Source organism: Aquimarina sp. TRL1 (assembly GCF_013365535.1).
Classification (GTDB): domain Bacteria; phylum Bacteroidota; class Bacteroidia; order Flavobacteriales; family Flavobacteriaceae; genus Aquimarina; species Aquimarina hainanensis.
On the sequence record NZ_CP053590.1, the window covers coordinates 1,959,980 to 1,983,564 of the forward strand.

Consider the following 23,585-nt stretch of genomic DNA (forward strand, 5'->3'; position numbering starts at 1 on the left):
TCTAAAATACTCGTGAAATCACCATCTTTTTATATACGGCAAAAAGTTTTGCATAACCCCTTGTTTTTTAGTTGCATTTAAAGTTGGGTTTAAAGTTGGGTTTAAAACACCATGTTATTTTTGATGTGTTTTAGACATAGATAATTAACATTTTTTAGCATTTACATTCTTTTTTTTAACAACTGAAACCCCTTTATTGTATCTTTTTTGTTTTAACAACATGAGTTCAATTAGTTGTTTTACAGCTTATTAAGTCAAAATTAGAAAAGATTAAAAAAGAAAAAGTTTATCATCTGTGCAGTAGTTGCAGTACTTTGCGGTTAAACCGTAATTATTTTTATACAAAAAGTAGTATGTTTGTCAAGAACATTAAAATGACTAGCATAAAGCAATAATACACACTTAAAACCATATCAATTACTTAAATATTTCCCCATTCTTTGCTTTTAATAAGTGTCCGATTTATTTTTGGGTTTTAAAGAAAATTAACCCCTAAAAAAATAGACATGAGAAAAGTAGTATTATTAAGTGTGTTCAGCTTATTTTTTGTTTTAGCTTGTGAAAAAGACGCATTAAATGAGGAGATTGGAATTGAATTCAACGAAGAACAGGCAACAGGAAAAGACGACCCTATTGTCGACGAAGATGTGGTGGAACCAAACTAAAAATATAATCTTTATTTTGAATATATTAGGCGCATTAGTTTTTACTTCTGCGCTTTTTTGGCATGTTCCTTTTATAAATGATTATCTAAAGTTAAAAACTAAACAATATGTCGCCTTAAATAAAGAAGTGACTTCAAGTAATAAGGTTAAGAGCAATTTAATTCTAAAACTAGAATCTGATCCTAATAACTTATCAATAGCAACTGATTTATTTAACGCGCAGAAAGAATATCAAATAAAATACGATAATGCTTTAAGTCTTTACAAGCATATAAAAAAGGTGAGGAAAGATAGTAAAGTTTTTCTGTTTCCTAATATGGAAAAATTCTTATACACATTAGGAATTTCTATCTTTTTAATATATTCTTCTGTATGTTTTATTTTGTTTTATAGAAATAGAATGAGTACTTCGAATTTGTACTTATTATCAGTAAAAATAAAAATATCTATAATAGCTTTTTTCGCAGTTGCCTTTTCGGTATACACATTTTATCCAAAACTTGATTTTGAAGGCACTACGTATCTAATTTCAGGAATAATTATTGCTATTTTTTCTATAACCTCTGCTTTTTTGATTTCAAAACATATTTCCACATTACAAAAAGATTTAGAGTTTGAAAAAAGAAATTTGGTTTCTTTAATCAAATTATTATCCAGAATAAAAATAAACTATACTTTTCCATTTGCCAAAATGGCTATGAGTAATCCTAAAGAAAAAGAATCTAAAAAGGAAAAAATTAGGGAAGAATTACAAAAGTTGGATGTTGAAGTAGAAGAAACCTTAAAAACAATAGCTTAAAGCATGGCAGTAAATAAAGATTCTTATAAAGAAAAGCTTCTTTCCCGTCTAGCTGAATTTGGGCTACAGGAGCAGGATTTAGATAACTCAACAAAATCTTTTGATGAATATTTGTTGGATCAATTGGATAAAAAAGAGGAAGTTATTTTGAGACTTTTAAGCTTTATAGAAAGTGATTCCTTAACAGAAGAAGCTAACGAGGAATTAAAAGCTATTAATAAAGAGTATACCAATAAAAGAATAGCGTAAAAAAAATAAGGGGAATTTATTTTTTCCCCCTAAGTCGTTCTAATAATTCTTTAATCACACCGTCCTTAATCAAAAGCTTTACAAACAAATTATACTCTCTTTCCTCCTCGAATTTTTGTTTATGTTTCTCAATGTAAGCAACAATTTGTTTTTTAGGTAAATTATTTAATATCGCTTCTACTTCTTCTGAAATAAAACCAGAATCATTTTTTCCAGAATTTTTAACAACGGATTTGTTATCCGTGTGCGTATTTTCGTCTTTGTGCGTGTTCTTTGCGTGCGAAATATACATCTCCTGTAATGATTTCATTATTGGATGAGGTACTTTTCTATTGTCATACTCATAGTTTTGTACACTTCTTAGACTAATTTCAAAAATACCCGCTACCTCTTTTTGGGTTAAACCTATTCCGGTACGTAATTCTTTGAAACTTAAATTATTCATATACAATCTTTTGTGCGTGTTTCTGTGCGTGTTTTTGAATATGTGCGTCGCATTATTTTGATAATACGCAAATTTGTGCGTATATTTGTACCACAATAATGGTACAAGTATATGAAAAAATACGCAAATTCTTTCACTTCCGACGAGATAAAACGCCTAAAAAGTTTCGTAAAAATCAAAACAGTCGCAAAAGAGCATGATATAAGTCCTACTGCAAATTACGCAAACAGAATTTTGCGTACAGGTGTGCGTAAAAAAGATTCCAAAGGCGGAATGTTTTTGGCTGACCTAAGAAAACGATTAGATAATTATAACCGATAGTTTATTATGCCACATCTCTGGAAAAATAAGATATGGGTTGCGACAAAGGAAGAACTTGTGCCAGCTTGTTATAGAACATACAGTAATTTATCTAATGAGCTATGGAGATATAAGGACAAGAATTACGGAATAAAGCGAGTACAATCAGGAGGCAACGGACGCCAACTTCTTGTTGATTTTGATTCTTTATCTAAGAAACATCAGGAAATATTAGGTGATCCGAGAAAAATTGGTCATCTCCTCGAGCAGTATTACAAAGTCTCTAAATCCACGATCGATTTTTATTATGATTTCCAATATGATGACGGACGATACCTCTTACCTGAAACAAAAGATAAATATGTTATTAATGCATCTGTTCTTTATGCGCTTTTAGAGCTAAAAAAAGACCGTACTGCCGAAAGATTGTCTAAAGGTGCATCCATTAGAGGTATTGATAAATCTTTACTATTAGAAGCTAAGAGCTACAACGAACTACTCCAAAAACAGCAGAAACCTACTCATAACCTTCCTTTATCTCAACGTTTTTACAAAACGCTGCGAGATTTCGAAGAATTTGGATTGATATCACTTGTAAAAGACGCAAAAGGCTCACGAAAGAGCAACGCTTTAAAAATGACACCGGAAACAATATCATTGCTAAATGCCATGTTTGCGAAACAAAAGAGTAAGCCTACACCGACAAAAGTTGCGAAACAATACGAAGCTTTTCTTTCTGGTTACGTAAAGATTGTAAATACCGATACAGGTTTAATTTTTGACCCAAAAGAATTCAAAGCATTATCGCTTTCTGCTATTACATCTTATTTGTCGTCATGGGATTCTCAAATAGGAACACATGCTATTCGAAATGGCAACAGGCAAAAACTTAACCAAAAACTAATCCCTTATCATTCCCTCCAACAGGCGAAATATGCCAATTCGTTACTTTCAATCGACGATCGGCAACCACCTTTTGAGTATCAAAAGGGGAAAAGAATGTGGTTTTACAACGCAATAGACACAGGTAGCGAAGCTTTTACTTGTTGGGTGTGGGGAAAGAGCAAAGAAGGAATTATAATTGATTTCTACCGTCAATTAGTTCGTAATTATCATGAATGGAATATTCCTTTGCCTGATGGGTTAGAATGCGAATCGTCTTTAAACGCATCTTTTAAAGACACTTTCTTAAAAGATGGGGCTATGTTCCAAAATGTCAGAATTGAAGCAAATAACGCAAGAGGAAAGCGAATTGAAGCTTATTTTAAGCCATTACGATACGAATTAGAAAAAGAACGAGAAGGATGGCTTGCTCGCCCGTTTGCTCAGTCTGAACCAAATCAGATCAGCAACGAGAAAAAACAAATAATTCCTTATGATCGACTAGTAGAGGAGTGTTTAATCGATATTGTTACATGGAATAATATGGAACACTCAAAAATAAAAGGAAAAACAAGGTGGGAAGTGTTTTTGGAAACGCAAAATCCAAACGTTTCTGCAACGAATTACAAAGAAATTCTTCCCTACTTGGGGTATTCTTCAAAAACCTCATGTAATGCCGGAATAGTTAAGCTACAACGTACTGAATGGCTATTGGGAGATAAAGGACGAATTTGTACGGGTGATTCTCTTATTAGATTAATGAAAGAAATAGAGGCAAAAAACTTTGATGTCTACTATTTAGATGATAATTCAGGGAATATATTCAAAGCCTTTGTATATGTAAAAGGGCGTTATATCTGCGAAATATTGCCAAAACCATCATATCCAAGAGCAATTATAGAGCGTAGTCCGTCAGATGAATTGGCACGTGATTTAATGTCTAAATATGTAGCTACTGTTCAGGGATATATGCGCAGTCAGAAGAATTCAATCGATAACATTGTAGTTATCGACAACACTCCAAAAACACTTAATAACAAGTTTCAAATTGCTTCGATTGGAAAGTATGTTCCAAAGCAAGAACCCGCCAAAGAAGTGCCTATATATGACGAAGAGCTACCACTACCAAGAAGAGGTAATAACAACAATAACTGGAATTCAAATATGATAGTATGAAAGAAATTGATCTCATAAACAGAATAAAAGATTTACATCATGATTTTTTAGCTCTTCCCTTGTCTTCAAAACAAGATGTTAAAATATGGGATAATTCAATACAGCAATTATCTCGAGTATTATCGAACAGAATTCACCAAAAAAACAGCTAGTTATGGAATTAAAAACCACTTTTAAAGAACAGGTAATATCAGAAATTATTACTCGTCGAGAAAATTTTTCCGGTTCAGACAGTAAATATGCGAAATCGTTGGATTTAAGTCCATCTGTATATAGTCGGTTAAAAAATGGTGAGTCGCACCAACTAATATCTGATTCGCTAATACTTCAAATAGCAAGAAAGCTAAATATTCAAACTTCTTCGAATACATGGAAGCTTGTAAAAACATCTGTCTACCAACAATTAGAGTCTAATTTAAATTTTTGCAAACAACATACGGAGTCGATGATCTTGATTGATGATTGTGGAATAGGAAAAAGTGCCTGTTCGCGTCACATTGTACAAGGAATGCACGATTCTTTTTATATAGACTGCTCGCAAGCAAAGACAAAGCAGCGCTTTGTCAGATATATAGCAAAGGTGGTAGGGATAAACGATACAGGTAGGTATCATGATGTGAAAGAAAATCTGAAATACTACATAAACGCAGTGCTGGTTAATCCGCTTTTTGTATTGGATGATGTAGGATACCTCGACTATTCAGCATTTTTAGAAATACCCGAATTGTGGAACTCCACAGAAGATAGATGTAGTTGGTACATGATAGGTGATGAGTCGTTAAAAAAGACGTTTGAACGTTCGATTGAAAATCAAAAGAAAGGCTTTAGAGCGATCAAAAGCCGTTTCCTAGACGAATACATAAGCTTTACTCCAAAAGGAGAAGACAAACGCTCTTTTCTGAGCGAATTGTACCAAGATGTAGCCTATGCCAATGTCAAAGATAAATCAAAGGTCAACAAGATTGTAAAAATGACATTAGCCGAGGATTCTCGCCTCCGCTATTTAAAAAAAATTGTTAAAATTAACAACAACATATAATGACGAAAAAGAAAATACGCAGATCACTATCGGCAAGAACTATTCTTTCTCAACAGTTCAACTGTTTCAATTTCTCAGGTATTTGGAAAGATGTTCTGGGTGCTCCCGAAACTTCCGGAATCTGGATAGTATACGGACGCGAAAAACATGGAAAAACAACATTTAACTTGTTAATGTCTGAGTATATTAGTTCGTTTGGCAGAACATTATATGTTTCTGCAGAGGAAGGAATACGAAAAACTTTCTCTGACGCCCTGCAGCGTGCTAAAATAGATTTAGACAACAAAAATCTCCAATTCGTTCCATACATCTCACTCGCAGAATTAGACATAAAAATCTCCTCCCGCCAAGCTCCGAAATACATATTTATAGATAACATAACTGTGTATCTAGACGAACTTAAAAGCGGGGGATTGCGAAAATTTTGCAAGAAACATTCCAACAAGCTAATTGTTTTTATTGCTCACGAGGAAGCAAACGAACCTTATTCAGCGACCGCCAAACTCGCCAAAAAACTGGCAGATATAATATGCAGAGTACAAGGACTCACATGTTTTGTTTCGGGTAGGTGCCCCGGCGGTAAATTAATAATCAACGAAGAAAAAGCAGCACTTTATCATGGGTCAGAAATTCTTAAATGACAAGATATTAAACCGTCTCGGTTTTACACAATCAGAATATCAGGAATTGATATGGGATTGTTTTTTTAAATACTGTTTAGAATACAGTTATACCGAAAATCATCTCCAACTTTTACTAACAAGTAGTAGACTATTTGAATGGTATAAACGGGAGATAAACTTAAAAGAGAGGGAGTTTGTAGAGACACAACAAATGTTCCCTACCCCAACTCTTAAAATGTTTTTACTTCATAAAATCAACTCTATCCAAAACACATATCCAAAACACATATTAAATGAGATCAGAAAAAGAACGAATCGAACAACTCTCCTCCCAATTAGAATCTATCAACAAAATATTATTTGGAGCTAATCTAGCCGATAACTCAATGCTTCTAAAAGACAAGAGTAGAATCGAGAATGAGTTAAAATCACTCAAATCAGATGTGAACTTTGCTCTGTCGCCATCATCATTGCGAATCGACGAGCTAAGAGATGCTATTGCATATAGCAGAGAGCAGCGCCAATTTTTATCCTATGCCCAGGGCATTTTATGTCATCAAGAGATAGCAGCTCAGATGAAGGTACAAGAAGGAGTTCATGATTATCCTGTTTATGTTATTCCTAACGATATAAATATTAAGGTGAAAAAGATAAAAATGATAATTAAGGAAACTCAATGGAAACGCAAAAAAACCGATTTTAATGAGCTGTTGCAAAACACAAAACAGAGAGAGTCAAATGTTAAGCAAGCTGAGAGCGCAAAACATTAGGTACTGTACCGACCACAAGGTAATTTATTTGGCATATCAAATAAAGCCATCCAATCCTATTAAAGTCTTAAAAAAAGAATTTCACTACTCAATACAATACACTATAGAATGATTTTTTGCAAAGTATTCAGTAAGGAACAAGTGTTATTCCGTTTGTCATATCCTGACGACACACCTGTTTTAATTATAACCTCAATAATCGATGATATTGAAGTTACTGCTAATGTCGAGGGAGAAACAAGTTCAGACGCCTTCAATAGTGCTACTATAGCAACCGCAGAACACTTCCTGCGAAAATTTAAAAAAACAATATCATGAAAAAAGTAGAAGATATAAAAGTAAATGAGCCGGAGTTTGTAAGCGCCTCTAATTTATCTATAGATGAACTCCAACACCTTCTCACCAAGCGCAAAAAAGAAGCAGCTCGAGAGAGAAAAAAACAACGGGAGATATACGAAGCAAAGCGAGAAGAAACAGTTATGTCTCTTTCAGAAGAAGCAATAGAGATAAGTGTCAAATTGCAAAAATTCAAAGAAAAGGTACGTTCGGCTATGGAAAATCAAGCCTTAGAAATTAGCAAATATGGTGCAATGCGTTCTAATTCAAAAGGAGGGTTTAGTATCAAAAATAACGCAGCAACTTTTCGCATACGCCGTCACCGGGAGACATCTCCCACGTGGGACGAACGCTCCTCAAAAGCTACAGATTTATTAAAGGAATTTCTGCAAGACACTGTGAAAATTCGGAATATTCAAGACTTTAAAGTCATTATGGTCTTTCTCGAGAAAAACAAAGATGGCGATTTAGAGTATCAAAAAGTCATGCATTTATTATCGCTAGAAGATAATTATACAGACCCTCGATGGAAAGAGGGCCTTCGACTCTTAAAAGAATCTTACAACCTAGAATTAAAAGGCTTTGGCTTTTCTTTTGAAACTAAAAATACCTCCTCTGATAATAACTGGGAAACTATTCCTTTAAATTTTTCTGCAATATGAAAACGCTTATAAATATAATTAACAAAACATCTTTAATAGCTATTATAATGCTTTTATATCTATTAATATGGAGTCAGATAGATTTTGTTTTATTATCGAAAATCATTCTGTCAACTGTCATAATATTTGGTGTTTCAGCAATTATTAAACACGATTATTATAAAGAAACCTCCCTTTAAACAACCCGGGAGACTTTCGAGTCTCCCTTCTTAAAAAAACGCAACTAGTATGGAATATGGAGCATTCGATAAAAACAACTCTCAACACAAGTATATCTTGTCTCTCTGCAGACAATTAGGATGGGTTACTGATCATCCTAAATACAAGTTAGTTCCTGATACCAAACGGCTTGGGGAGTTTATAAAGAAAAATTCCAAAGCCAAAAAACCACTGCTTGCTCAATCCCCCTCAGAAGTATCTACAACCATACATCAATTAGAGCAAGTACTTTCAAAATGAAAAACAAAAAGCAACCTCCTTTGTGTAAGCATAAACAACTAGCGATTAAAGTGGTTGGAGGTTCTTGCACCGTAGAAGAGATAGTTGTCTATTGTTTGAAATGCGGACAAGAATTCGAAAAGAAAACAGAAGCATGACAAGTAAGCAAAAGCACAGAGAAAATATTCGTTTGATGGCGCTATATGATTCATTTTTAATGAATACGCCTTTGTCTTTTGAAGACAGGATAAAGATTAACGAAGAAATAGCAAGGCTTTCAATGCAAAACAGACTTTTTGAACAATTAACAGTTTCAGAATACAATAAAGAATACTCAGACTTCACCATTAAAATAAACAGTCAATGGATTTAGTAAAATTAAAAATAACATTATCTCAATTAGAAGTACTTAATCAGGTCTTCTCCCATTTAAATTACCACATTCAGGACGCAAAGGTACTACGAAGTATATTACTCCCTGTTGCTATCAAATTAGCGACCAAAGCAGTAAATGCAAAACCTTCAAAAAAAACCTTCAAAATATCCATTAAATATCATGAAGCATATTATATGCACAGATTCCTCTCAATATATTTTGATGCCACTTCGCTGGGTGAATATCAAAAAAATGCAGTTCGAAGTATTTACAATCAATTAGATCAAATTCTAGCGTAAATGGAAGTAACAACAACCTATACTGTTAAAAGTAAAAATTACCCGACTATTTGGGAGTTTAAATATGATTTAAACGGTGTTTTAACCTCCTTTAAAATAGATGGCTCACTGAATCAAACACAAATAGACTGGCTATTTTCTTCAAAATTTCCGTACAAAGAAGAAGTGATAAAAAAATGGAAGAGCATTAAAAATTTTGAAATTATTATCGGAGCTCCAGATTTAAGCTTTCAAACATTTTGGAATGTATATGGCTATAAAATTAAGAAAGTAGTTTCGGAAAGAGCATGGAAGAAACTCTCGAAAGCAGACAGACTAAATGCTTTAAAAGGCGTCAAAAAATACAACAATTTTCTCTATAGAAAACCCGGGCGAGAAAAGGCAAATGCGGCAACATATTTAAATCAAAAATATTGGGAAGATGAATATTCCAGCAACTAAACAAAAGCAAAAAAAATGAACTTAAAACCAGAATTCACACCGTTCGAAAAACTAATATTAACAGCTTGTCTTATATGTATGGCTACAGCTATATATGGACTGCTTGATTTACTTAGTGTATTAAAATCAGGATGCTAAAAAAACGCCGAAAAGCCATTTTGAGCGCGATAAAAAACACTGCAGCTTATCGTAATGGCAGTATTGATTATGTTATCAAAGACGATGTTATAAACATCTACAACAGATTAAACAATAAGGAATACATTGCTGTATCTGTAATTTATGCTTTGGATTCCTTTACAGTAAAAATTAAGGCTTGGAAATCAATCCCATATCTAGAAGTAAAATAAAAGAACATGGTTACAATTAATTCATATTTTTCAGGTGCAGGATTATTTGATTTAGGGTTTTTGCTCGCCGGAATCGAAATAAAACAATCTTTTGAGATCGATAAGTATTGTTGTAAGGTACAGCGTGACAACCTTAATCACGATGTAATTGAATCAGATATTGCGAAGAAGCTTGTGTTTGATGAATCAGATTCAGACGTAAAGGTATTCACCTACCCATGTACTAAATACAGTACAATTGCGGATATTCATGGAACAAGAACAGGAGACGAACTATTCTTACATGCCTTCCGGCATATAGCTATCTCAGACCCGGAAGTATTTGTGGTAGAGAACGTACCCGGAATGCGAGCATTTCCAGTGGTAATGGAAGCGATGACAAAGCTTCCTAATTATTACGTGACTACTTTTTGTCCTATTAAGACATCAACATGGCTTCCTCAAAGAAGAGACAGACTTATTATTTTTGGAAGCAAAAAGCCGTTTAATTGGCGCCCTCCAAAAAACGCAACACCTGTAAAGCTTAAAGATATTTTGGAGATAAACCCTAGGGTAACATTACCAAAAGCTATCAAACAAAGAATGAACGGGAAATATCGAGACTTACCAATTATTTCAGACCCGAACAGAAACGACATTGCTCCAACATGCGTGGCGCACTATGCAAAAGATAAGTCGACCAGGCTAGTAAAAGATAAACGATTTCCGTTAGGGGTTAGACCCTATTCAGTTAGAGAATACGCAAGGCTACAAGGAGTGCCTGATTGGTACGAATTTAATTGTTCAGATACCTATGCATACAGAATGATTGGTAACGGAGTTTCCGTACCTGTAGGTATATGGGCAGCAGAAGAAATCAAAAGGTATTTTAAATAAAAGAATTACCAATATAAATTCTTAAGTAGAAATAAAATAACAAATTTAAAATCGAGAAAATGCAAAGAAAAAAACAATCGCTGTTTAAATTGTGTATTAATATGATTCGTAGAGTTTTCAAGAAGAAGACTCCTTTAAAATTTAAATTACACTGTTTTGAATGTGAAATTGAAACGTCAGTACTACAGGATATAAAAAAGAATTGGTATTGTTCAGATTGCGGACTTAAACATTAATAGCATGGAAAGTAAAAGACCATAAATAAGGGTTTAAATATGAAAGCATTACAATTATACAAAACAGCTACAAAAGTCAAAAACAGAAGGAGTAAAAAAGTAGCTATCAAGCAGTACAGAGCAATTAAAAAAGCTCTTCGCAAAACCGCAAAAAGTGGGAAGTACAGGATAAAATTTCAAATTTACATTTGGGATGGGGCAGGAATGGAGCGGTTAATTGCTGTACGTTTTTTCAGAAAAAGACATAAAGGTTTTAAGGTATCAATTAAGCCGATAAAACATTGTAAAAACGATGTTTTTTACAAATGCAATAAAGTGAGAATCACAATATCCTTTAAGAAATAAAATTAGTAGAACCAAGATAATTAAAGCAATGAAAAGAGTAAAAAGAATATCAGTAGAAGTAAGGTACATGGTAGATATTTACGATGTGGATATACCTGAAGTGGTATATAGTCAGATAGTTCAAGCAAACAAGAACAATGATATAATTTTCTTCTCTGATGGCATTGAATGCTCAGAGTGGCTATATAAAAAGACAGGTGAGTCAGATTTTTTTGATTGGGGGTGTGAAATATGTGATATAGATGAAGACGTATGAAAAACAGAAAGCTTTAAGAGCTTTTGGCTCTATTCCTTTAAATAGAATTCCAAATAATAAAAAGTCTAAATAAACGATGAATGAATTAACCACATTACGCAATGATATAGCGGCTTTGATATATGCAAAACCTTGTGATTTTGATGATTTATGTGCTAGAGAAATGCTTGCAAATAAATCTCAATATGGTATTCAATTATTAGTACGAAGATTATACAATTTGGATGCCTTGTATTACAAAGGTGAGAAAATGTATATTAAAAAGAAATGGGCTAAGGAAAACTTAAAAGATTACGATTTGGATTTTAGATCGGAGAGAGAAAAATATATTGATGGACTTTCTGATTTTGAAAAATACGTACTAGGAATTAAAAATTGAAAGTCTAAAAAACAATGAAAAAACCGCCAAAAAATTGCTTTTTGGCGGTTTTTTTTGTTTTACGCTACGTTTTTATACATTTGTGGTATGCCAAGAAACTCACACCTCATAATCCTACGTAATCAGAACATTAGAAAGCGTTTTCATGAGATTTCGCAGAAACACCCTAACTGGCGCTACAACGCTATCTTAAATGAAGTTTCTGTTCAGTTCTACTTATCTGTACGAACAATTGCAGCTATCATAAATGAGGAAAAGCCTTACAGCAAACAAGCTGATCAAAAAAGACTGCAAAGTCAACAATCGCTTTTTTGATTTATAATTTATCAGTAATGTTATATAGCTGATATTTTTCGTCTTCCTCCTTAATTGTTAAGTATACATTTTTGTTTTTAATTTGCAGATGTAAAAAATGGTATTTACTTCCTTTCTTCTCTTTTGTTTTAATGTACAATGCATTTTTAATTACATTTTTTAGGTCATAAAAAACAGCGTTTAATTGGTAGCTGTTTTCTGTTTTTTGTTGGAGTATTCGATCCACCGCCTCTGGTAATATTTTTACTTTCCCCAATTGAGAATTAAATGATTTGTCAAGCAGCTGTTGTTTTACAATGTATTGTTTTATTTGCTGAGTCTGAATATTCATAATTGCTTTGTGCGCCATATCGGCAATATTCTTGTAATTTTTGATTTTAAAATATGGGTGGCTTTTATCGAACACAACTCCTGTTTTTCCGGTATTTTGATTAAACATAGGCGGTAGTTCCGGCATGTTTTCAACGTTATATCCTTTTGTGTCAACTGCTTTATCTGTTCTAAAGACATTACATCTACACCCGTGATCATTTGGTATGTAATGTGTATTCCAGAATACATGGTCAACAGGCAAAATTATTCCGTGCCATTTTTTATGCAGCTCCCTTGTTCTTCCGTCATTTACTGCTACGTAGATTAAGTTTGGGTATATGTGTTTTGTACGCTGTATATCTTGCCATCTTCGTGCTGCTTTTGCACTTGTTTTAGCTAAATGATACTCTGTTTTTAGCCAAACCGAATTATACCGCGTGTTAAGTGCAAGCGCTGCATTTTTAAAATCTTCCCAACTTCGGGCTTCTCCATTATCATCGATCAGTAGTTTTACTGTCTCTTCGATTTGGTGATGATTTTTAAACGCTGCGAATACTCCAACATTATACTTTAAATGTGAGATCATTTCCCAATCAGGAGAAATGTAACCAACTTCGCTTAAGGTTTTTCCATAGCCTTCTGTTACTGCTTTTTGTAACACTTTTATTGTGTTTTTAAGCAGTTTTTTTCTGTTAATTTTTTTACCCTTATAAATGTCCGATATCATTCTATTAATTATCGTGATATCTATTATAGCCTGATTTTTATCGGCACTTAAAGTGTGTTTTTCGCAACAATGCGATCTATACAACAAATCAAGTGCCGTTAATTCTTTTTTTCGCTCTGCGGTGTTTTTATTTTTTTTGGCTTTTCTTCTAGTTCTGCCCCATAGGTGATTTCTAGATATTGTTTTGTTAATCTAAAACCGGATGATTTCATAAGGATCTGATCGGTTTTTATCCTCTCTAAAGGATCTGTAGAAGTTTCAGTTCCGATTCTCTCTTCTTCTGATAGATGTCCTAATCTTCTCAATACAGGCACTAAATGATCATTCAGCCAGAACAGGCAGTTTTTCAAATCGGCTTTGGTTATTTCTTCTTCTGTTCTTTCATGCACTTCGGCTTGACTCTTGGAAGAGCCATCTTTAACTGTCATGGTTTGCCCATTAATCAAAATAGAAACCTGACTGTCGACTGCTTCTATTTTTTTAAAGAATACCTGAAACGCGTCCTGATTTTTGTTTTCTTTTATTTCTATTTCTGCAGTAGTAGGAAACACGGCATGTGATGCCTTTCCCATCTGTTCCAACCATTGTGCAACTTCTTGTTTTACCTTATCGTTTGTTGATGAAATTTTGGCAATACGTATTGGAATACCAAAAATTTGTTCGAACTCGTCCCAACTCGCCCAGGAATGTCTTTTTAAAATCGTCAGCGGAACCGCTTTTTCGAGAAGTCCATGCCCTTGGTGTAATTTTGCAAACAACAGATCGTCAGGAAAGGCGGTAAAATCCAGTCCTTTGTCGTCTGTAATGTTTTTTACAACCATCCCCGTATCAGGAATCACATTCGCCCTTTCAATGTTTCTTACCGCTTTTATTTCGTTTCCTTCTTTCAAAATTTGCATCAGCGAGTATTCGAAAAAAATGCTTTCCATCAGATACCTCAAAAGGTCGCTGAACCATTTTTTTTCGATAATCTTATTTTTGTCAGAAATGGTAACGCCTTTATTGTTGGTAATCACAAACCGACGGTTTTGAATTCTGAGAATACGATTTTCTATCACCGCTGTTAAGTGGCTATCCATCATTGCATCTTTGTATACTTCTTGCTGCAGATATGTTTTTGGATTAGCGCTTTGGCGCATCATTCTTGCGCGTTGGTGGTGGTTAATTTCCCTGCGATATACTGATTGTTTAACCTTGGCTAAATCAAGTGTTATTTCTTGTGCTTTTTTTGCCAATTCTAAAGTGTTTCCCGGCATTGCCTTATTGTTAATTGTAATATTTTCCATTGTTTATTTTAGAATTTTATCCAACCCTTTTTTTACTTTCCGGTTAATCTTAGCGGTTTTGCTTTTCGCTGCTCCGATGTGCTTCCTTTTATGCATATTTCCTTTTCCTTCGTTATGTATTTCTGCGTAAGCTTTATCACTTGTGAAAGTTGCTTTGTTGCCACTTTTGCTGGATTTGTATGAATATCTCAGCTTGTCTCCTCCTGTGCCATGCCCGGTAAGAATTGCTCGTCCTTCGTTCTTTCTTCCATAGGCTGTTTTATTTCCTCTTTTTCCTCTTCGATTCGTTCTGTATCTTGTGATATCCCTTCCTTTTTTGTCTTCGGTTTTTCGTTTTTTCCATTTTTCTACACCCCCGTCTGTAAAACCTTCATTTTGGAAATTTTCCTGAATGTGATTTTCTTCTTCGACAATCACTATTTCGATTCCTTCCCGAGCAAGAAACTCTGCGACTCTTTTTGCTTTATGCTTTATCGCTTCTGCTAGTTCTTTCATTCTGTTTTGTATTTAGGCATACCGCCTAATTTTATAAATCCATCTCCCGAGGTTTCTGGCTCTGCTTCTTTTTCAGGTAGATTTATATCAAGTTTCCCGGTAGCGATGTCGAATAACCAAGTCCGCGTTTCATCGTAATCGATGCGTGTATCGTCATCAATTTGAATATCTTTTCGTTTGTATAATTCGTACTTGACTATTCGCTTTAAGTGCTTTTTGATGGTTGGATTTCTCTCCGTTCCTCTTTTATCAAAAATATTATGATGCGCATATTTTTTTAAATACCCCATCATATCATCGATACTTTCTTCAATTACTTCTGTGACTATCTCATCATTATCGTTAATAAGATTATTTATCACTTGTACGACTGATATCGTTTTTAAATCGTCTTTCTCAATAAACATAATTGTATTTGTTATCTATGGCGGTACGTACTACTGCCTGAAATGTTAATTTATATGCCGGGCGTCGATATTGATCGCTCAAATCTTTGTCGTGAATCAAGGTAAAACCATCGGGAAAAGTGTCCTCTTGCACCCATTGAAGTGTATTTGCTGTTTGTTCTACAATATTGAGAATATCATCCTCTTTAGCTTCATCAGCTGCACCAACAAAAGAATCGGTGCCTTGATGAAAAAACAGATATACGGATACACTTACTTCCCCCTCTTGAAGCTGCACTGTTCGATCAGTGTAATCAATATCACTAATATGAATATATGCTGCAGGAAAAGATGGCGGATAACTTTTTCTATCGCCATTTAATTGCCCTTTCCAAAGATCAATCCATTTGTAAATCGTTATTTCCTTTAATTCCTTTTTAAAGGTGTTTTTCACCAGTCTGCGTATTTTCATAATAGTTAAAACCCTCCTCTGGTTCGTATTCTAATTATTGGTTTTCTCTTGCTTGTATCAGAAGAAATCTCAGCCCCAAAAAGGAGTCTCCCTTTTCTTACTGCGCATTCAAGAGCGTCTAGTAAATCGTCTGGGGACGAACATTTTTTCTCAAAAGCGAGGATATGAATAATTCCCTGTTCCATGTCTTCGCTATCTCTTAATCGCTCATCAAAGGTTAACAGGCGGTTAAAAAACATGGTTTTTAGCGTCGCTACGATACGCTCGTGTTTGTCGCCGGTTGCATGATCGGGCAAAGGAATTCCACTTCCTCCATTTCGCTCACAGGCAATAAGCCAGTTAGGGTCATGCACCGCTTTCTGTGATGCTGTGGCATCGTAATAGCTGTTAATTGCCATACCACGCGCATTGTATTTCCCTTGCCATTGAAAATGTTTATCCATTGCAACCGACGATTCACACTGACGGTAGAATAATTCAAGTACGTGTGCTTTTCCATTTTCAAAACCTAAAACAACCCCTGCTTTGTAATCTCCTCCCTCTGTAAAGGATAAATCCCAAAATTCGACCAGACAATCCCAGTGTTTATTGCCGTGTACTTTTTTAAATCGGATTTCTTTTTCTTTAAACTGTTTCCCTTCTTCGATAGGAGTGTTAAAGTCTTCCCGCTGACTAGTATAGTAGTCTGAGTCTTCAACTATTTCCATACATTCTTCAGAGGTGTATCGTTGTTGCCATGAGGGATTGAAATCAGCATCGCATAAATTGATTGTTTCTATTTCAAAGTTTTTCGAATCCTTGTTTTTCTTTGCCCATCCATCGACAATACCATCTTTAACAATATAGTTATTAGGCATAATCTGACGAAATCTGTCCTTGTGTCCTGCCTTACCTAAATCGCCTGTGATTTTCTCAACTTTTTTAGCTGTAAGTTCTTTGTTTTTTGCAGCTTCTCTGTCTTCTAGGTCATCCATAGAAGCAAAGTCGGGGCGGTCGGCTCCTTTTCGTAACCCACGAAACGGCTGATTTAACCCCAATGCCATGAAGAACTTGTTATCGTTGGTTTCGAATGCTCCATCTGCCCAGCTACCATATTGCATTTGCATTCCAAAATCTTTAATATACCGTTCGTTGTGACCTAAATGCGCTTGCACATCGGCAAGTAATAATTTTGATTGTTTTTCAGCTCTTCCGATAATCAATCCAAAATTTAACTCATTGTTTTCTTTTAAATGAGTTACATTCCCAACATTCGTGTGGATGGATTTCGCAGCACCTCTAAACCAGCGCCTTTGTAGTTTTATTTTACGGTTGCGAAATACTTTTAAATAACTGCTCAAATGAAAATCTGCACAAGGTGCGTCTGCCAAAGGTATAGGAGTATTCATACCAAAATAGTAGTCGAAGAATTCCAAGTAATTCTCCGGCTTCAACAGATGTTTTATACGTTCTTCTTGTTGTGCTGCGGTTTCTTTAAACAGACTGTCATAAGTAGCAACTTTTAAGAACTTGCAACGCTTGTTAAATTCTTCTTTTGCCTCTTTTAGTTCCTTGCTTGTCATTTGATTGAATCGATATATAGTTTGTTGACTACTTCCTGCGCTACATTTGCGGTGTATTTCATCATGTCAAGAATATGTAACCTTTCCCTTTGTGATTTTGCTTCCGATGCTTTAGAAATAAAGGCATCCAGTAAGGTGTCAAAGTTTTCAATCGCATAGGCAGCATTTTTACGCTTATCATTTAATTCTTGAAAAGCTGCCACTATTTTGCGAATAGCGTCTGCGGATACTTTTGGCTTTTCTCCATTTTTCAGCGAATGGAGCGTGTTTAGAATCTCCGCTCTCATTTCACTAATAGAAATAGTGTGCATTTTTTTTGCTTCCTCCCAATTATCTAGCTTCGACCAGTTTTTGACAGTATCAATATGTGTATCTAAAATTTCTGCAATATCAGCATAAGAAAGACCGTTGATAAACATTCTTTTTCCGTCTTTTCTACGCTTTTCTGATACGGCTTTAGGGAGTCTGCCTTTGCGGGGAGGTGCTTTTTTTTTACTCATCGTTTACAGTATTATTTAATAACTCGCGTCGATATTGATTTCTCCGTTTGCTACTTCTATCTTATTTATTTTTATCCCCTCATACTCAAATTGCCGTTTTATCTCCTTTATAGCGTCTTTTAAATTGTCCTCTAATAAGTAATCCGATATTCCCACGCCAATTGCCGGAAACTCCTTAAACTCTCCCTTATGAGCGATTAAAATATGTTCTTGGTGTTTGTCTGTACTATCTCCTGTAACAAAATCTCCGTTTTTGATCAGCAAGTCGTCGTTCTGATCTAATAAAAAATCTTTCATCTCTTTTGGTATTTAATTCTTTACAAAGGTGTAATAATGCAGGGGGAGCGAAAAAAATATAAACAAGCTTTGCCCCTTTAAACACAAGGGTTGCGAAGGATTTAGCAATGGTTGATGTCTTTTTTTTTTAACGAAAAATGATACTGCAATTTTGCCATGAAAATAATTAGAGTATGAAGACATTTGTTGTAACTGATGAGAACGTAATAAACCATTATGGTTTCCGTGTGTTGACCTCTGGAATAGATACCTCTCAATTTAACAGAAACCCTCTTATGTATTATATGCATAATCGTCGGGAATGGAATCCTGATGGTACAGAAGTGATCGGTGGCTGGAAAAAATTAAAAACTAATGACGCAGGGCAAATGACTGCAGTTCCTTGGTTTGATGATAAAGAAAGTTTTGCTGCACTTATTGGGGGGAAGGTTGAAAGAAATGTATTGCGAATGGCTAGTATCGGAATAGAAATTATAGAGACTAGTGAAGACCCTAAATATTTATTACAAGGACAAGCAAGAGCGACCGTTACAAAATGTCGTTTGGTTGAAATCTCCATTGTAGATCAAGGAGCAAATGACAATGCACTTAGCTTTTATGACGCAGACAACAACAAAGTGGAACTTAAAACAGCTCTAGCCAGTGTTCCTTCAATTCAAAAACAAAAAACAGAAACTAAAGACAATATGAGTACTTCAACCATTGCCCTAGCATTAGGGCTGAAAAGCGATGCTACCGAAATTGAGCAATTGCAAAAGATCAATGATTTAAAAAAAAGTAATACTGATTTGTCATCAGAGCTTACCACTCTCAAAAAAGAGCAACAAACACAACAGGATAAAGAGTCAAAAGAGTTGATCGAAAAGGCATCAGTACAATTAGGTTTGACAGGCGATGCAAAGGAAAGCTTTGAAGAAAGTTACACCACACTTTTTAAAGCAGATCATCAAAGTGCTAAATCTGCACTTTCCAATTTATTCAACATTGCGTCTGCTAAAAAAACTTCAAATACTGAGCTTTCCGCTTTTATGAAAGATGTTGGAGGAAGTGGAGATTCCTCAGATAAGGAATCAACCTTTGATTATCTACAGAAGCATAATCAACAGGAGCTCGCAAGAATAAAAGAAAACGACCCGCAGCTTTACACTCAATTGGCTGCTGATTATAAAAAGGGAGTTCGATATCATAAATAATTTCAAAAAAAAGTAAAACAATGGCACTACAGACAGAAGTATGGGAGGCAGACTTAAAGGAAAATCCCATTCCTGATACAAGTTTTGTTTATCAAAGCGAGGAGAAATCCGAATATGTAAACAACAACACTCTGCATCTACAAGAAGCAGGGATTGAACCTACTGTTTATGAGAATTTTTTCGCTGCTGATCCAGACGCGGAATTACCCATCATGGCGGTTGATGATATTCCACACGAAGTATTGTTGTCGACTTATAGTACGGCTGTAACAAGGCATCGTAAGTTAGAAGAGGTGGAGCTTTCGTATGGTCGCAGACAGTCAGTGATTAACAGGCATAGAAATGCTTTGGCTAAACAGTTAGGGAGAAAAGCAGCGTATATGTGGACTCCGGGTGAGGGCAACGAGTTTAACTCAAAAATGGATTTAGCTGCCAATGATTCTATTATTGACGCTATTACTGATTTGCGTGCATTCTATATGGATCACGATATAAATGAAGATTTGAATTTATGCTTAAATGCTGGTCATTGGGCTCGTATTAAAAAAGAAGACAAAAAGCTTTACAAAGAACTGATCGCTGAAAAAAACAAAATCTATTGTGATTTTAAGATTTTCACGTACTCCCAAACTCCTGTCTTTACTGAAACAGGAATTAAAAAACCTTACGGAGCAGTACCATTAGCCGGAGATAGAAGAAGTTCTTTTTCCTGGGTTTCAAGCGAAACGTTTCGATGTTTTGGAGATACAGAAGCTTTTCTAGAAGAGAAAAAAGCAAAAACGCAAGCTGATTTGTTGTCTTATGCACAACGAGGATTGGTAGGAAACATTCGAGCCAACAATCCTAAATATCTGGGAGCAATAATCTAAATAAGTATGGAAAATAAAGATAAACAACCAAGTAATAAATCATCCGAGAAATCCCCTGCTCAGGATTTTTTTAAAAGACGTCCTAGTGTAGAAAAGTTATTCGAGACTTCCGATAGTTTCTTATTTGCCGATCCTTTTCTAGCAAACAAACATGCAGCAACGCTGAAAATCAAAACCGTGAAAACGATCACCCCAGAGAAGAAAGCGGATAAAGATAGTACCCCAGAAAGCTAATCATTTTTATTTACGAGCCTGTCCTGCCATTTCGCAGGAGGCTTGTACCCTACGGGGTAAAATCCTTGTCTTATGAGAGAAATAACAACAATAGTAGTTCATTGTTTAGCAACAATCGAAGGTGAGTATTACGATATCAATGATGTCGATAAAATGCACAAAAAACGAGGTTTTCGATGTGTAGGATATCACAAGCTAATTCTTTTAGATGGAAGTGTGCAAAACGGGCGCCCTCTTCACCAAATCGGAGCTCATGTAAAAGGAAAAAACGAGGATACTATTGGTGTTGCTTATGTGGGAGGGTTAGATCAAAATGGATCGCCAAAAGATACGCGAACAAGCGCGCAAAAGAAATCATTAAAAACGGAACTCAAAAAATTAAAAAACCAATTCCGAAATGCAAAAATAAAAGGACATCGTGATCTTTCCCCAGATCGTAATGGCAATGGAAAAATAGAGCGGTTTGAGTGGTTGAAAGCATGTCCCTGCTTTGACGCAATCAAGGAATACAAAAATCTATAATTATGTTTTTAAAACTTTTAAAAATACCCATTGTACGCCATTTAATTGCCGGATTAGCAATCTTAATAATCGGTTATTTCATAGGCAACAGCCCCACCCAAGAAATTAAAGGGAAATACGATGAATTGTCAAAATCTCACCAACAGTTAAAAGTGACTTTAGACACTTTACAAAACAAGGTGATAAAAATGGCATCGCAAGATCGAATAAAAGTGGAGAACAACTTAAGAGGTCTGCACTTAAAAAAAGGAGGTACGCTTCAATTTCTGCCAGATACAAATATCAGTCAGGAAAAAAAAGAAACTCCCAGAGAAATCCGTAAGAAAAAAAGAGCAAATCGAAAATCTAAAAAAAAAAGACTCATGAGTAATTTACCCGATGTAAAAATAAATATCAATACCGAAGGAATTTCTCAATCTCTTCAAACACAAGATGGAATTGCAGGAATGATCTTAACAGGAGCTGCCGTTAGTGGAAAAATACAGCTAAATACGCCAGAGGTGGTTTATAGTGTATCTGATGCAGAAAGTAAAGGAATAACAGCTACAGGACGGAATGATTATGCTTATAAGCAAATTCAGCAGTTCTATGATGAAGCAAAGTCAGGCGCGGAACTCTGGATAATGCTGGTTTCTGCAGACGTTTTAACCTCCGATATGCTCGACAAAAACAAGGAATATTCCAAGACCTTGTTTAACAGTTCAAAAGGCACAATTCGTTTACTGGGTGTTTCCAGAAAAGCGACACTCCCTGCAGAAACGGAAAATGGTATTGATAAAGATGTAGAGCTGTCGGTTTTAAAAGCTCAATCGCTTATCGAAGAATATGCTCCTCGTTTCAAAGAAGCGTCTGTAATTATTGACGGAGCAAATTACACGGGAGAACCAACCGAGTTAAAAGACTACACTCAGAATAATGATGAGTTTGTGAGTGTTTTGCTTGCAAACTCCGACGGATCGACTAACGCTTGTGTTGGATTGTTGTTAGGACGCCTGGCAAAAGACCCTGTACAAAGAAACCCTGGGCGCGTCAGATCGGGTGCTCTTCCGATTTTGCAGGGGTATTTAACCAATAAAGAAAAGGTAGATAATCAGGAAAATCATTGGAATACTCTTCACAAAAAAGGGTATATAATCATGAGGTCATTTGCCGGAAGATCAGGTTACTTCTTTTCCCACGCCCCAACTGCAGTGACTGCTCAAAACAATCTTAACACAATTCCAAGAGTTCGAACAATTTATAAAGCACGAAGATTGAGTTATAATGTGTTTATAGACGAAATATTGGAAGAAATCCCTATAGATGCCTCTGGTAAAATTGCTCCGGCTTTAATTAAGGGATGGGAAGCAAAAATAGATACTACTTTAAACAGAGAAATGACTGCTAAAGGAGAAATATCGTCTATTAGAGTAAATATCCCTCCTGATCAAGATATTTTAAGCAACGATCAATTGCAATTGTCTCTAGATATTCAGCCAGTAGGTAATGCAGGAAATATAGTTATTAATCTTGGTTTTGCGACCGTGTAAAAATAGATAAAGATGCCTAAAACATTTGACAGCTCCGCTCCGGAATACAGATGGTCTGACACGCAAGTGTCAATGGATGGTCGGATTTTAACAAGGATCAGAGGGGTGAAATTTGCGATAAAAAAAGAGAAAGAGTATTTCCATGCTCGAGGGGAAGACCCGCACTCTATTCAAAGCGGGAATAAAACACCAGAAGGTGAGTTGATCTTAGCTCAGTCAGAGGTTGAAAGGCTTCAAGACCTTTTGGAACCAGATGAAGATTTGACCGATATGCCTCCTTTTGATGTTACAGTTTCTTTTGTAAAAAAAGGTACTACAAAAATACGCACATACATATTAAAGGGATGTGAATTCACAGACGACACTAGAGAAATGAAGCAAGGCGACAAGTTCTCAGAAATCACCTTGCCAATTATGTTCTTGAAGCGTTTAGCTGCATAAGACACCGAATCATCCAATTTAACCTAATAGCTAAAAAAGAATTTAAAACCATAAAAAAACACAGATATAAAATGAAAACAGTAGTTGATCAACAGCAAATAGACAAGTGGAAATCGGAGCACCCCGAAGGAGTATTTAGATTAAAATCAGACAAATATGGGGATATTTACATACACACCCCGGATAGACCAACTTTAGGCTTTGCGATGTCTGCCAGCAGGGAGGATCCCTTAGCCATGTCAGAAACTATCCTGGAAAACTGTTGGTTAGAAGGAGACGAAAAGATCAAAACCGACAAAGGCGCGCTGATGGGAATTCTTCCAAAGATCGATGAAATTCTGGAAGTAAAAGCTATTGAGGTGGAAAAGCTTTAGCCCGCTGGAGAAATACTCCCGTAGAAAAAAATAGTATAGTATATATCGATACCCTTATGCAATATCATTTGGGTATCGATCCTACTTCACTAACAGACGATCAGTGGGCAGAAAAATTTGCCATCCTAG

At 35.3% G+C, this 23,585-nt stretch carries 35 protein-coding genes; 26 read left to right on the forward strand and 9 right to left on the reverse strand.

All coding sequences use genetic code 11. From position 1 onward, the window contains the following. Positions 1-506: 506 nt before the first annotated feature. Genes HN014_RS07950 through HN014_RS07960 form a run of 3 tightly spaced genes read left to right on the forward strand, consistent with a single transcriptional unit; the run spans position 507 to position 1,713 of the window. Complete coding sequence (locus tag HN014_RS07950) at positions 507-665, forward strand: hypothetical protein (protein WP_176028351.1); 159 nt, start codon at positions 507-509, stop codon at positions 663-665. A 16-nt stretch (positions 666-681) separates the two neighbouring features. Next, the gene (locus HN014_RS07955; protein WP_176028352.1) at positions 682-1,464 is read left to right on the forward strand and encodes a hypothetical protein; all 783 of its coding nucleotides are present in this window, start codon (positions 682-684) and stop codon (positions 1,462-1,464) included. A gap of 3 nt (positions 1,465-1,467) precedes the next feature. Next, complete coding sequence (locus HN014_RS07960; protein ID WP_176028353.1) at positions 1,468-1,713, forward strand: hypothetical protein; 246 nt, start codon at positions 1,468-1,470, stop codon at positions 1,711-1,713. Between the two features lie 16 nt (positions 1,714-1,729). Here the strand turns inward: HN014_RS07960 and HN014_RS07965 are convergent, their stop codons facing one another. Beyond that, a complete protein-coding gene (locus HN014_RS07965; protein ID WP_176028354.1) occupies positions 1,730-2,158 on the reverse strand; it encodes a DNA-binding transcriptional regulator in 429 nt (142 codons plus the stop codon). A gap of 111 nt (positions 2,159-2,269) precedes the next feature. Here HN014_RS07965 and HN014_RS07970 point away from each other — a divergent pair, with 111 nt between their 5' ends. The 16 genes from HN014_RS07970 to HN014_RS08045 all read left to right on the forward strand — a co-directional run bounded on the left by HN014_RS07970 (position 2,270) and on the right by HN014_RS08045 (position 11,942). Then, the gene (locus HN014_RS07970; RefSeq protein WP_176028355.1) at positions 2,270-2,479 is read left to right on the forward strand and encodes a hypothetical protein; all 210 of its coding nucleotides are present in this window, start codon (positions 2,270-2,272) and stop codon (positions 2,477-2,479) included. Positions 2,480-2,485: 6 nt separating this feature from the next. Beyond that, positions 2,486-4,516, forward strand: a complete 2,031-nt coding sequence (locus HN014_RS07975; protein ID WP_176028356.1) for a hypothetical protein — start codon at positions 2,486-2,488, stop codon at positions 4,514-4,516. Between the two features lie 154 nt (positions 4,517-4,670). Next, a complete protein-coding gene (locus HN014_RS07980; RefSeq protein WP_176028357.1) occupies positions 4,671-5,555 on the forward strand; it encodes an AAA family ATPase in 885 nt (294 codons plus the stop codon). After that, positions 5,555-6,196 carry a hypothetical protein gene (locus tag HN014_RS07985; RefSeq protein ID WP_176028358.1) on the forward strand — a complete coding sequence of 214 codons (642 nt, stop codon included), beginning with the start codon at positions 5,555-5,557 and terminating at the stop codon, positions 6,194-6,196. Before HN014_RS07980 ends, HN014_RS07985 begins: the two co-directional genes overlap by 1 nt. A 275-nt stretch (positions 6,197-6,471) precedes the next feature. Then, positions 6,472-6,948, forward strand: coding sequence for a hypothetical protein (locus tag HN014_RS07990; RefSeq protein WP_176028359.1), 477 nt, complete (start codon positions 6,472-6,474; stop codon positions 6,946-6,948). Positions 6,949-7,056: 108 nt separating this feature from the next. Continuing rightward, positions 7,057-7,266 carry a hypothetical protein gene (locus HN014_RS07995; protein WP_176028360.1) on the forward strand — a complete coding sequence of 70 codons (210 nt, stop codon included), beginning with the start codon at positions 7,057-7,059 and terminating at the stop codon, positions 7,264-7,266. Further along, positions 7,263-7,946 (forward strand): DUF3164 family protein, encoded by a 684-nt coding sequence (locus HN014_RS08000; RefSeq protein WP_176028361.1) that lies wholly within the window; start codon positions 7,263-7,265, stop codon positions 7,944-7,946. Before HN014_RS07995 ends, HN014_RS08000 begins: the two co-directional genes overlap by 4 nt. Before the next feature lie 228 nt (positions 7,947-8,174). Next, the gene (locus HN014_RS08005) at positions 8,175-8,405 is read left to right on the forward strand and encodes a hypothetical protein (RefSeq protein WP_176028362.1); all 231 of its coding nucleotides are present in this window, start codon (positions 8,175-8,177) and stop codon (positions 8,403-8,405) included. Beyond that, the gene (locus HN014_RS08010) at positions 8,402-8,542 is read left to right on the forward strand and encodes a hypothetical protein (protein ID WP_176028363.1); all 141 of its coding nucleotides are present in this window, start codon (positions 8,402-8,404) and stop codon (positions 8,540-8,542) included. The genes HN014_RS08005 and HN014_RS08010 overlap by 4 nt, the downstream gene beginning before the upstream one ends. After that, positions 8,539-8,757 (forward strand): hypothetical protein, encoded by a 219-nt coding sequence (locus tag HN014_RS08015; RefSeq protein WP_176028364.1) that lies wholly within the window; start codon positions 8,539-8,541, stop codon positions 8,755-8,757. Before HN014_RS08010 ends, HN014_RS08015 begins: the two co-directional genes overlap by 4 nt. Next, a complete protein-coding gene (locus HN014_RS08020) occupies positions 8,748-9,059 on the forward strand; it encodes a hypothetical protein (RefSeq protein WP_176028365.1) in 312 nt (103 codons plus the stop codon). Before HN014_RS08015 ends, HN014_RS08020 begins: the two co-directional genes overlap by 10 nt. After that, positions 9,060-9,500 carry a hypothetical protein gene (locus tag HN014_RS08025; RefSeq protein WP_176028366.1) on the forward strand — a complete coding sequence of 147 codons (441 nt, stop codon included), beginning with the start codon at positions 9,060-9,062 and terminating at the stop codon, positions 9,498-9,500. Between the two features lie 158 nt (positions 9,501-9,658). Continuing rightward, a complete protein-coding gene (locus tag HN014_RS08030; protein WP_176028367.1) occupies positions 9,659-9,850 on the forward strand; it encodes a hypothetical protein in 192 nt (63 codons plus the stop codon). 6 nt (positions 9,851-9,856) lie between these two features. After that, positions 9,857-10,726 carry a DNA cytosine methyltransferase gene (locus HN014_RS08035; protein ID WP_176028368.1) on the forward strand — a complete coding sequence of 290 codons (870 nt, stop codon included), beginning with the start codon at positions 9,857-9,859 and terminating at the stop codon, positions 10,724-10,726. A gap of 609 nt (positions 10,727-11,335) precedes the next feature. Then, positions 11,336-11,563: a hypothetical protein gene (locus HN014_RS08040; RefSeq protein WP_176028369.1), complete on the forward strand. Its 228-nt coding sequence runs from the start codon at positions 11,336-11,338 to the stop codon at positions 11,561-11,563. Positions 11,564-11,639: 76 nt separating this feature from the next. Beyond that, positions 11,640-11,942: a hypothetical protein gene (locus HN014_RS08045; protein ID WP_176028370.1), complete on the forward strand. Its 303-nt coding sequence runs from the start codon at positions 11,640-11,642 to the stop codon at positions 11,940-11,942. A gap of 316 nt (positions 11,943-12,258) precedes the next feature. Here the strand turns inward: HN014_RS08045 and HN014_RS08050 are convergent, their stop codons facing one another. From HN014_RS08050 to HN014_RS08085, 8 genes are all read right to left on the reverse strand, one after another. After that, complete coding sequence (locus HN014_RS08050; RefSeq protein WP_176028371.1) at positions 12,259-13,230, reverse strand: phage minor head protein; 972 nt, start codon at positions 13,228-13,230, stop codon at positions 12,259-12,261. Positions 13,231-13,394: 164 nt separating this feature from the next. Continuing rightward, positions 13,395-14,582: a DUF935 family protein gene (locus HN014_RS08055; RefSeq protein WP_176028372.1), complete on the reverse strand. Its 1,188-nt coding sequence runs from the start codon at positions 14,580-14,582 to the stop codon at positions 13,395-13,397. A 3-nt stretch (positions 14,583-14,585) separates the two neighbouring features. Then, positions 14,586-15,077, reverse strand: a complete 492-nt coding sequence (locus tag HN014_RS08060; protein ID WP_176028373.1) for a phage morphogenesis protein — start codon at positions 15,075-15,077, stop codon at positions 14,586-14,588. After that, a complete protein-coding gene (locus HN014_RS08065) occupies positions 15,074-15,484 on the reverse strand; it encodes a phage protein Gp36 family protein (RefSeq protein ID WP_176028374.1) in 411 nt (136 codons plus the stop codon). Before HN014_RS08065 ends, HN014_RS08060 begins: the two co-directional genes overlap by 4 nt. Next, complete coding sequence (locus tag HN014_RS08070; RefSeq protein WP_176028375.1) at positions 15,474-15,935, reverse strand: hypothetical protein; 462 nt, start codon at positions 15,933-15,935, stop codon at positions 15,474-15,476. Before HN014_RS08070 ends, HN014_RS08065 begins: the two co-directional genes overlap by 11 nt. A gap of 5 nt (positions 15,936-15,940) precedes the next feature. Next, complete coding sequence (locus HN014_RS08075; protein WP_176028376.1) at positions 15,941-17,323, reverse strand: hypothetical protein; 1,383 nt, start codon at positions 17,321-17,323, stop codon at positions 15,941-15,943. A gap of 170 nt (positions 17,324-17,493) precedes the next feature. Beyond that, complete coding sequence (locus tag HN014_RS08080) at positions 17,494-17,997, reverse strand: phage terminase small subunit-related protein (protein WP_176028377.1); 504 nt, start codon at positions 17,995-17,997, stop codon at positions 17,494-17,496. A gap of 15 nt (positions 17,998-18,012) precedes the next feature. Continuing rightward, complete coding sequence (locus HN014_RS08085; protein WP_176028378.1) at positions 18,013-18,294, reverse strand: oxidase; 282 nt, start codon at positions 18,292-18,294, stop codon at positions 18,013-18,015. 173 nt (positions 18,295-18,467) lie between these two features. On the opposite strand from HN014_RS08085, the gene HN014_RS08090 reads away from it, so the two are divergent. From HN014_RS08090 to HN014_RS08120, 7 genes are all read left to right on the forward strand, one after another. After that, complete coding sequence (locus tag HN014_RS08090; RefSeq protein WP_176028379.1) at positions 18,468-19,487, forward strand: hypothetical protein; 1,020 nt, start codon at positions 18,468-18,470, stop codon at positions 19,485-19,487. Positions 19,488-19,507: 20 nt separating this feature from the next. Next, complete coding sequence (locus HN014_RS08095) at positions 19,508-20,356, forward strand: hypothetical protein (RefSeq protein ID WP_176028380.1); 849 nt, start codon at positions 19,508-19,510, stop codon at positions 20,354-20,356. Between the two features lie 6 nt (positions 20,357-20,362). Beyond that, a complete protein-coding gene (locus tag HN014_RS08100) occupies positions 20,363-20,590 on the forward strand; it encodes a hypothetical protein (protein ID WP_176028381.1) in 228 nt (75 codons plus the stop codon). Between the two features lie 72 nt (positions 20,591-20,662). Continuing rightward, on the forward strand, positions 20,663-21,112 hold the full coding sequence (locus tag HN014_RS08105) for an N-acetylmuramoyl-L-alanine amidase (protein WP_176028382.1): 450 nt from the start codon (positions 20,663-20,665) through the stop codon (positions 21,110-21,112). A gap of 2 nt (positions 21,113-21,114) precedes the next feature. Then, positions 21,115-22,641: a DUF2586 family protein gene (locus tag HN014_RS08110; protein ID WP_176028383.1), complete on the forward strand. Its 1,527-nt coding sequence runs from the start codon at positions 21,115-21,117 to the stop codon at positions 22,639-22,641. Positions 22,642-22,653: 12 nt separating this feature from the next. Beyond that, entirely contained in the window at positions 22,654-23,082 is a 429-nt protein-coding gene (locus tag HN014_RS08115; protein WP_176028384.1) for a hypothetical protein, read from the forward strand. 71 nt (positions 23,083-23,153) lie between these two features. Beyond that, positions 23,154-23,456, forward strand: coding sequence for a hypothetical protein (locus tag HN014_RS08120; protein ID WP_176028385.1), 303 nt, complete (start codon positions 23,154-23,156; stop codon positions 23,454-23,456). Positions 23,457-23,585: the final 129 nt, after the last annotated feature.

Coding starts and splice junctions, on each gene's coding strand:
- HN014_RS07950 (WP_176028351.1), top strand. CDS start 507: ATGAGAAAAGTAGTATTATTAAGTGTGTTCAGCTTATTTTTTGTTTTA.
- HN014_RS07960 (WP_176028353.1), top strand. CDS start 1,468: ATGGCAGTAAATAAAGATTCTTATAAAGAAAAGCTTCTTTCCCGTCTA.
- HN014_RS07965 (WP_176028354.1), bottom strand. CDS start 2,158: ATGAATAATTTAAGTTTCAAAGAATTACGTACCGGAATAGGTTTAACC.
- HN014_RS07970 (WP_176028355.1), top strand. CDS start 2,270: ATGAAAAAATACGCAAATTCTTTCACTTCCGACGAGATAAAACGCCTA.
- HN014_RS07975 (WP_176028356.1), top strand. CDS start 2,486: ATGCCACATCTCTGGAAAAATAAGATATGGGTTGCGACAAAGGAAGAA.
- HN014_RS07980 (WP_176028357.1), top strand. CDS start 4,671: ATGGAATTAAAAACCACTTTTAAAGAACAGGTAATATCAGAAATTATT.
- HN014_RS07985 (WP_176028358.1), top strand. CDS start 5,555: ATGACGAAAAAGAAAATACGCAGATCACTATCGGCAAGAACTATTCTT.
- HN014_RS07990 (WP_176028359.1), top strand. CDS start 6,472: ATGAGATCAGAAAAAGAACGAATCGAACAACTCTCCTCCCAATTAGAA.
- HN014_RS07995 (WP_176028360.1), top strand. CDS start 7,057: ATGATTTTTTGCAAAGTATTCAGTAAGGAACAAGTGTTATTCCGTTTG.
- HN014_RS08000 (WP_176028361.1), top strand. CDS start 7,263: ATGAAAAAAGTAGAAGATATAAAAGTAAATGAGCCGGAGTTTGTAAGC.
- HN014_RS08005 (WP_176028362.1), top strand. CDS start 8,175: ATGGAATATGGAGCATTCGATAAAAACAACTCTCAACACAAGTATATC.
- HN014_RS08010 (WP_176028363.1), top strand. CDS start 8,402: ATGAAAAACAAAAAGCAACCTCCTTTGTGTAAGCATAAACAACTAGCG.
- HN014_RS08015 (WP_176028364.1), top strand. CDS start 8,539: ATGACAAGTAAGCAAAAGCACAGAGAAAATATTCGTTTGATGGCGCTA.
- HN014_RS08020 (WP_176028365.1), top strand. CDS start 8,748: ATGGATTTAGTAAAATTAAAAATAACATTATCTCAATTAGAAGTACTT.
- HN014_RS08025 (WP_176028366.1), top strand. CDS start 9,060: ATGGAAGTAACAACAACCTATACTGTTAAAAGTAAAAATTACCCGACT.
- HN014_RS08035 (WP_176028368.1), top strand. CDS start 9,857: ATGGTTACAATTAATTCATATTTTTCAGGTGCAGGATTATTTGATTTA.
- HN014_RS08040 (WP_176028369.1), top strand. CDS start 11,336: ATGAAAAGAGTAAAAAGAATATCAGTAGAAGTAAGGTACATGGTAGAT.
- HN014_RS08045 (WP_176028370.1), top strand. CDS start 11,640: ATGAATGAATTAACCACATTACGCAATGATATAGCGGCTTTGATATAT.
- HN014_RS08055 (WP_176028372.1), bottom strand. CDS start 14,582: ATGGAAAATATTACAATTAACAATAAGGCAATGCCGGGAAACACTTTA.
- HN014_RS08060 (WP_176028373.1), bottom strand. CDS start 15,077: ATGAAAGAACTAGCAGAAGCGATAAAGCATAAAGCAAAAAGAGTCGCA.
- HN014_RS08065 (WP_176028374.1), bottom strand. CDS start 15,484: ATGTTTATTGAGAAAGACGATTTAAAAACGATATCAGTCGTACAAGTG.
- HN014_RS08070 (WP_176028375.1), bottom strand. CDS start 15,935: ATGAAAATACGCAGACTGGTGAAAAACACCTTTAAAAAGGAATTAAAG.
- HN014_RS08075 (WP_176028376.1), bottom strand. CDS start 17,323: ATGAATACTCCTATACCTTTGGCAGACGCACCTTGTGCAGATTTTCAT.
- HN014_RS08080 (WP_176028377.1), bottom strand. CDS start 17,997: ATGAGTAAAAAAAAAGCACCTCCCCGCAAAGGCAGACTCCCTAAAGCC.
- HN014_RS08085 (WP_176028378.1), bottom strand. CDS start 18,294: ATGAAAGATTTTTTATTAGATCAGAACGACGACTTGCTGATCAAAAAC.
- HN014_RS08090 (WP_176028379.1), top strand. CDS start 18,468: ATGAAGACATTTGTTGTAACTGATGAGAACGTAATAAACCATTATGGT.
- HN014_RS08095 (WP_176028380.1), top strand. CDS start 19,508: ATGGCACTACAGACAGAAGTATGGGAGGCAGACTTAAAGGAAAATCCC.
- HN014_RS08100 (WP_176028381.1), top strand. CDS start 20,363: ATGGAAAATAAAGATAAACAACCAAGTAATAAATCATCCGAGAAATCC.
- HN014_RS08105 (WP_176028382.1), top strand. CDS start 20,663: ATGAGAGAAATAACAACAATAGTAGTTCATTGTTTAGCAACAATCGAA.
- HN014_RS08110 (WP_176028383.1), top strand. CDS start 21,115: ATGTTTTTAAAACTTTTAAAAATACCCATTGTACGCCATTTAATTGCC.
- HN014_RS08115 (WP_176028384.1), top strand. CDS start 22,654: ATGCCTAAAACATTTGACAGCTCCGCTCCGGAATACAGATGGTCTGAC.
- HN014_RS08120 (WP_176028385.1), top strand. CDS start 23,154: ATGAAAACAGTAGTTGATCAACAGCAAATAGACAAGTGGAAATCGGAG.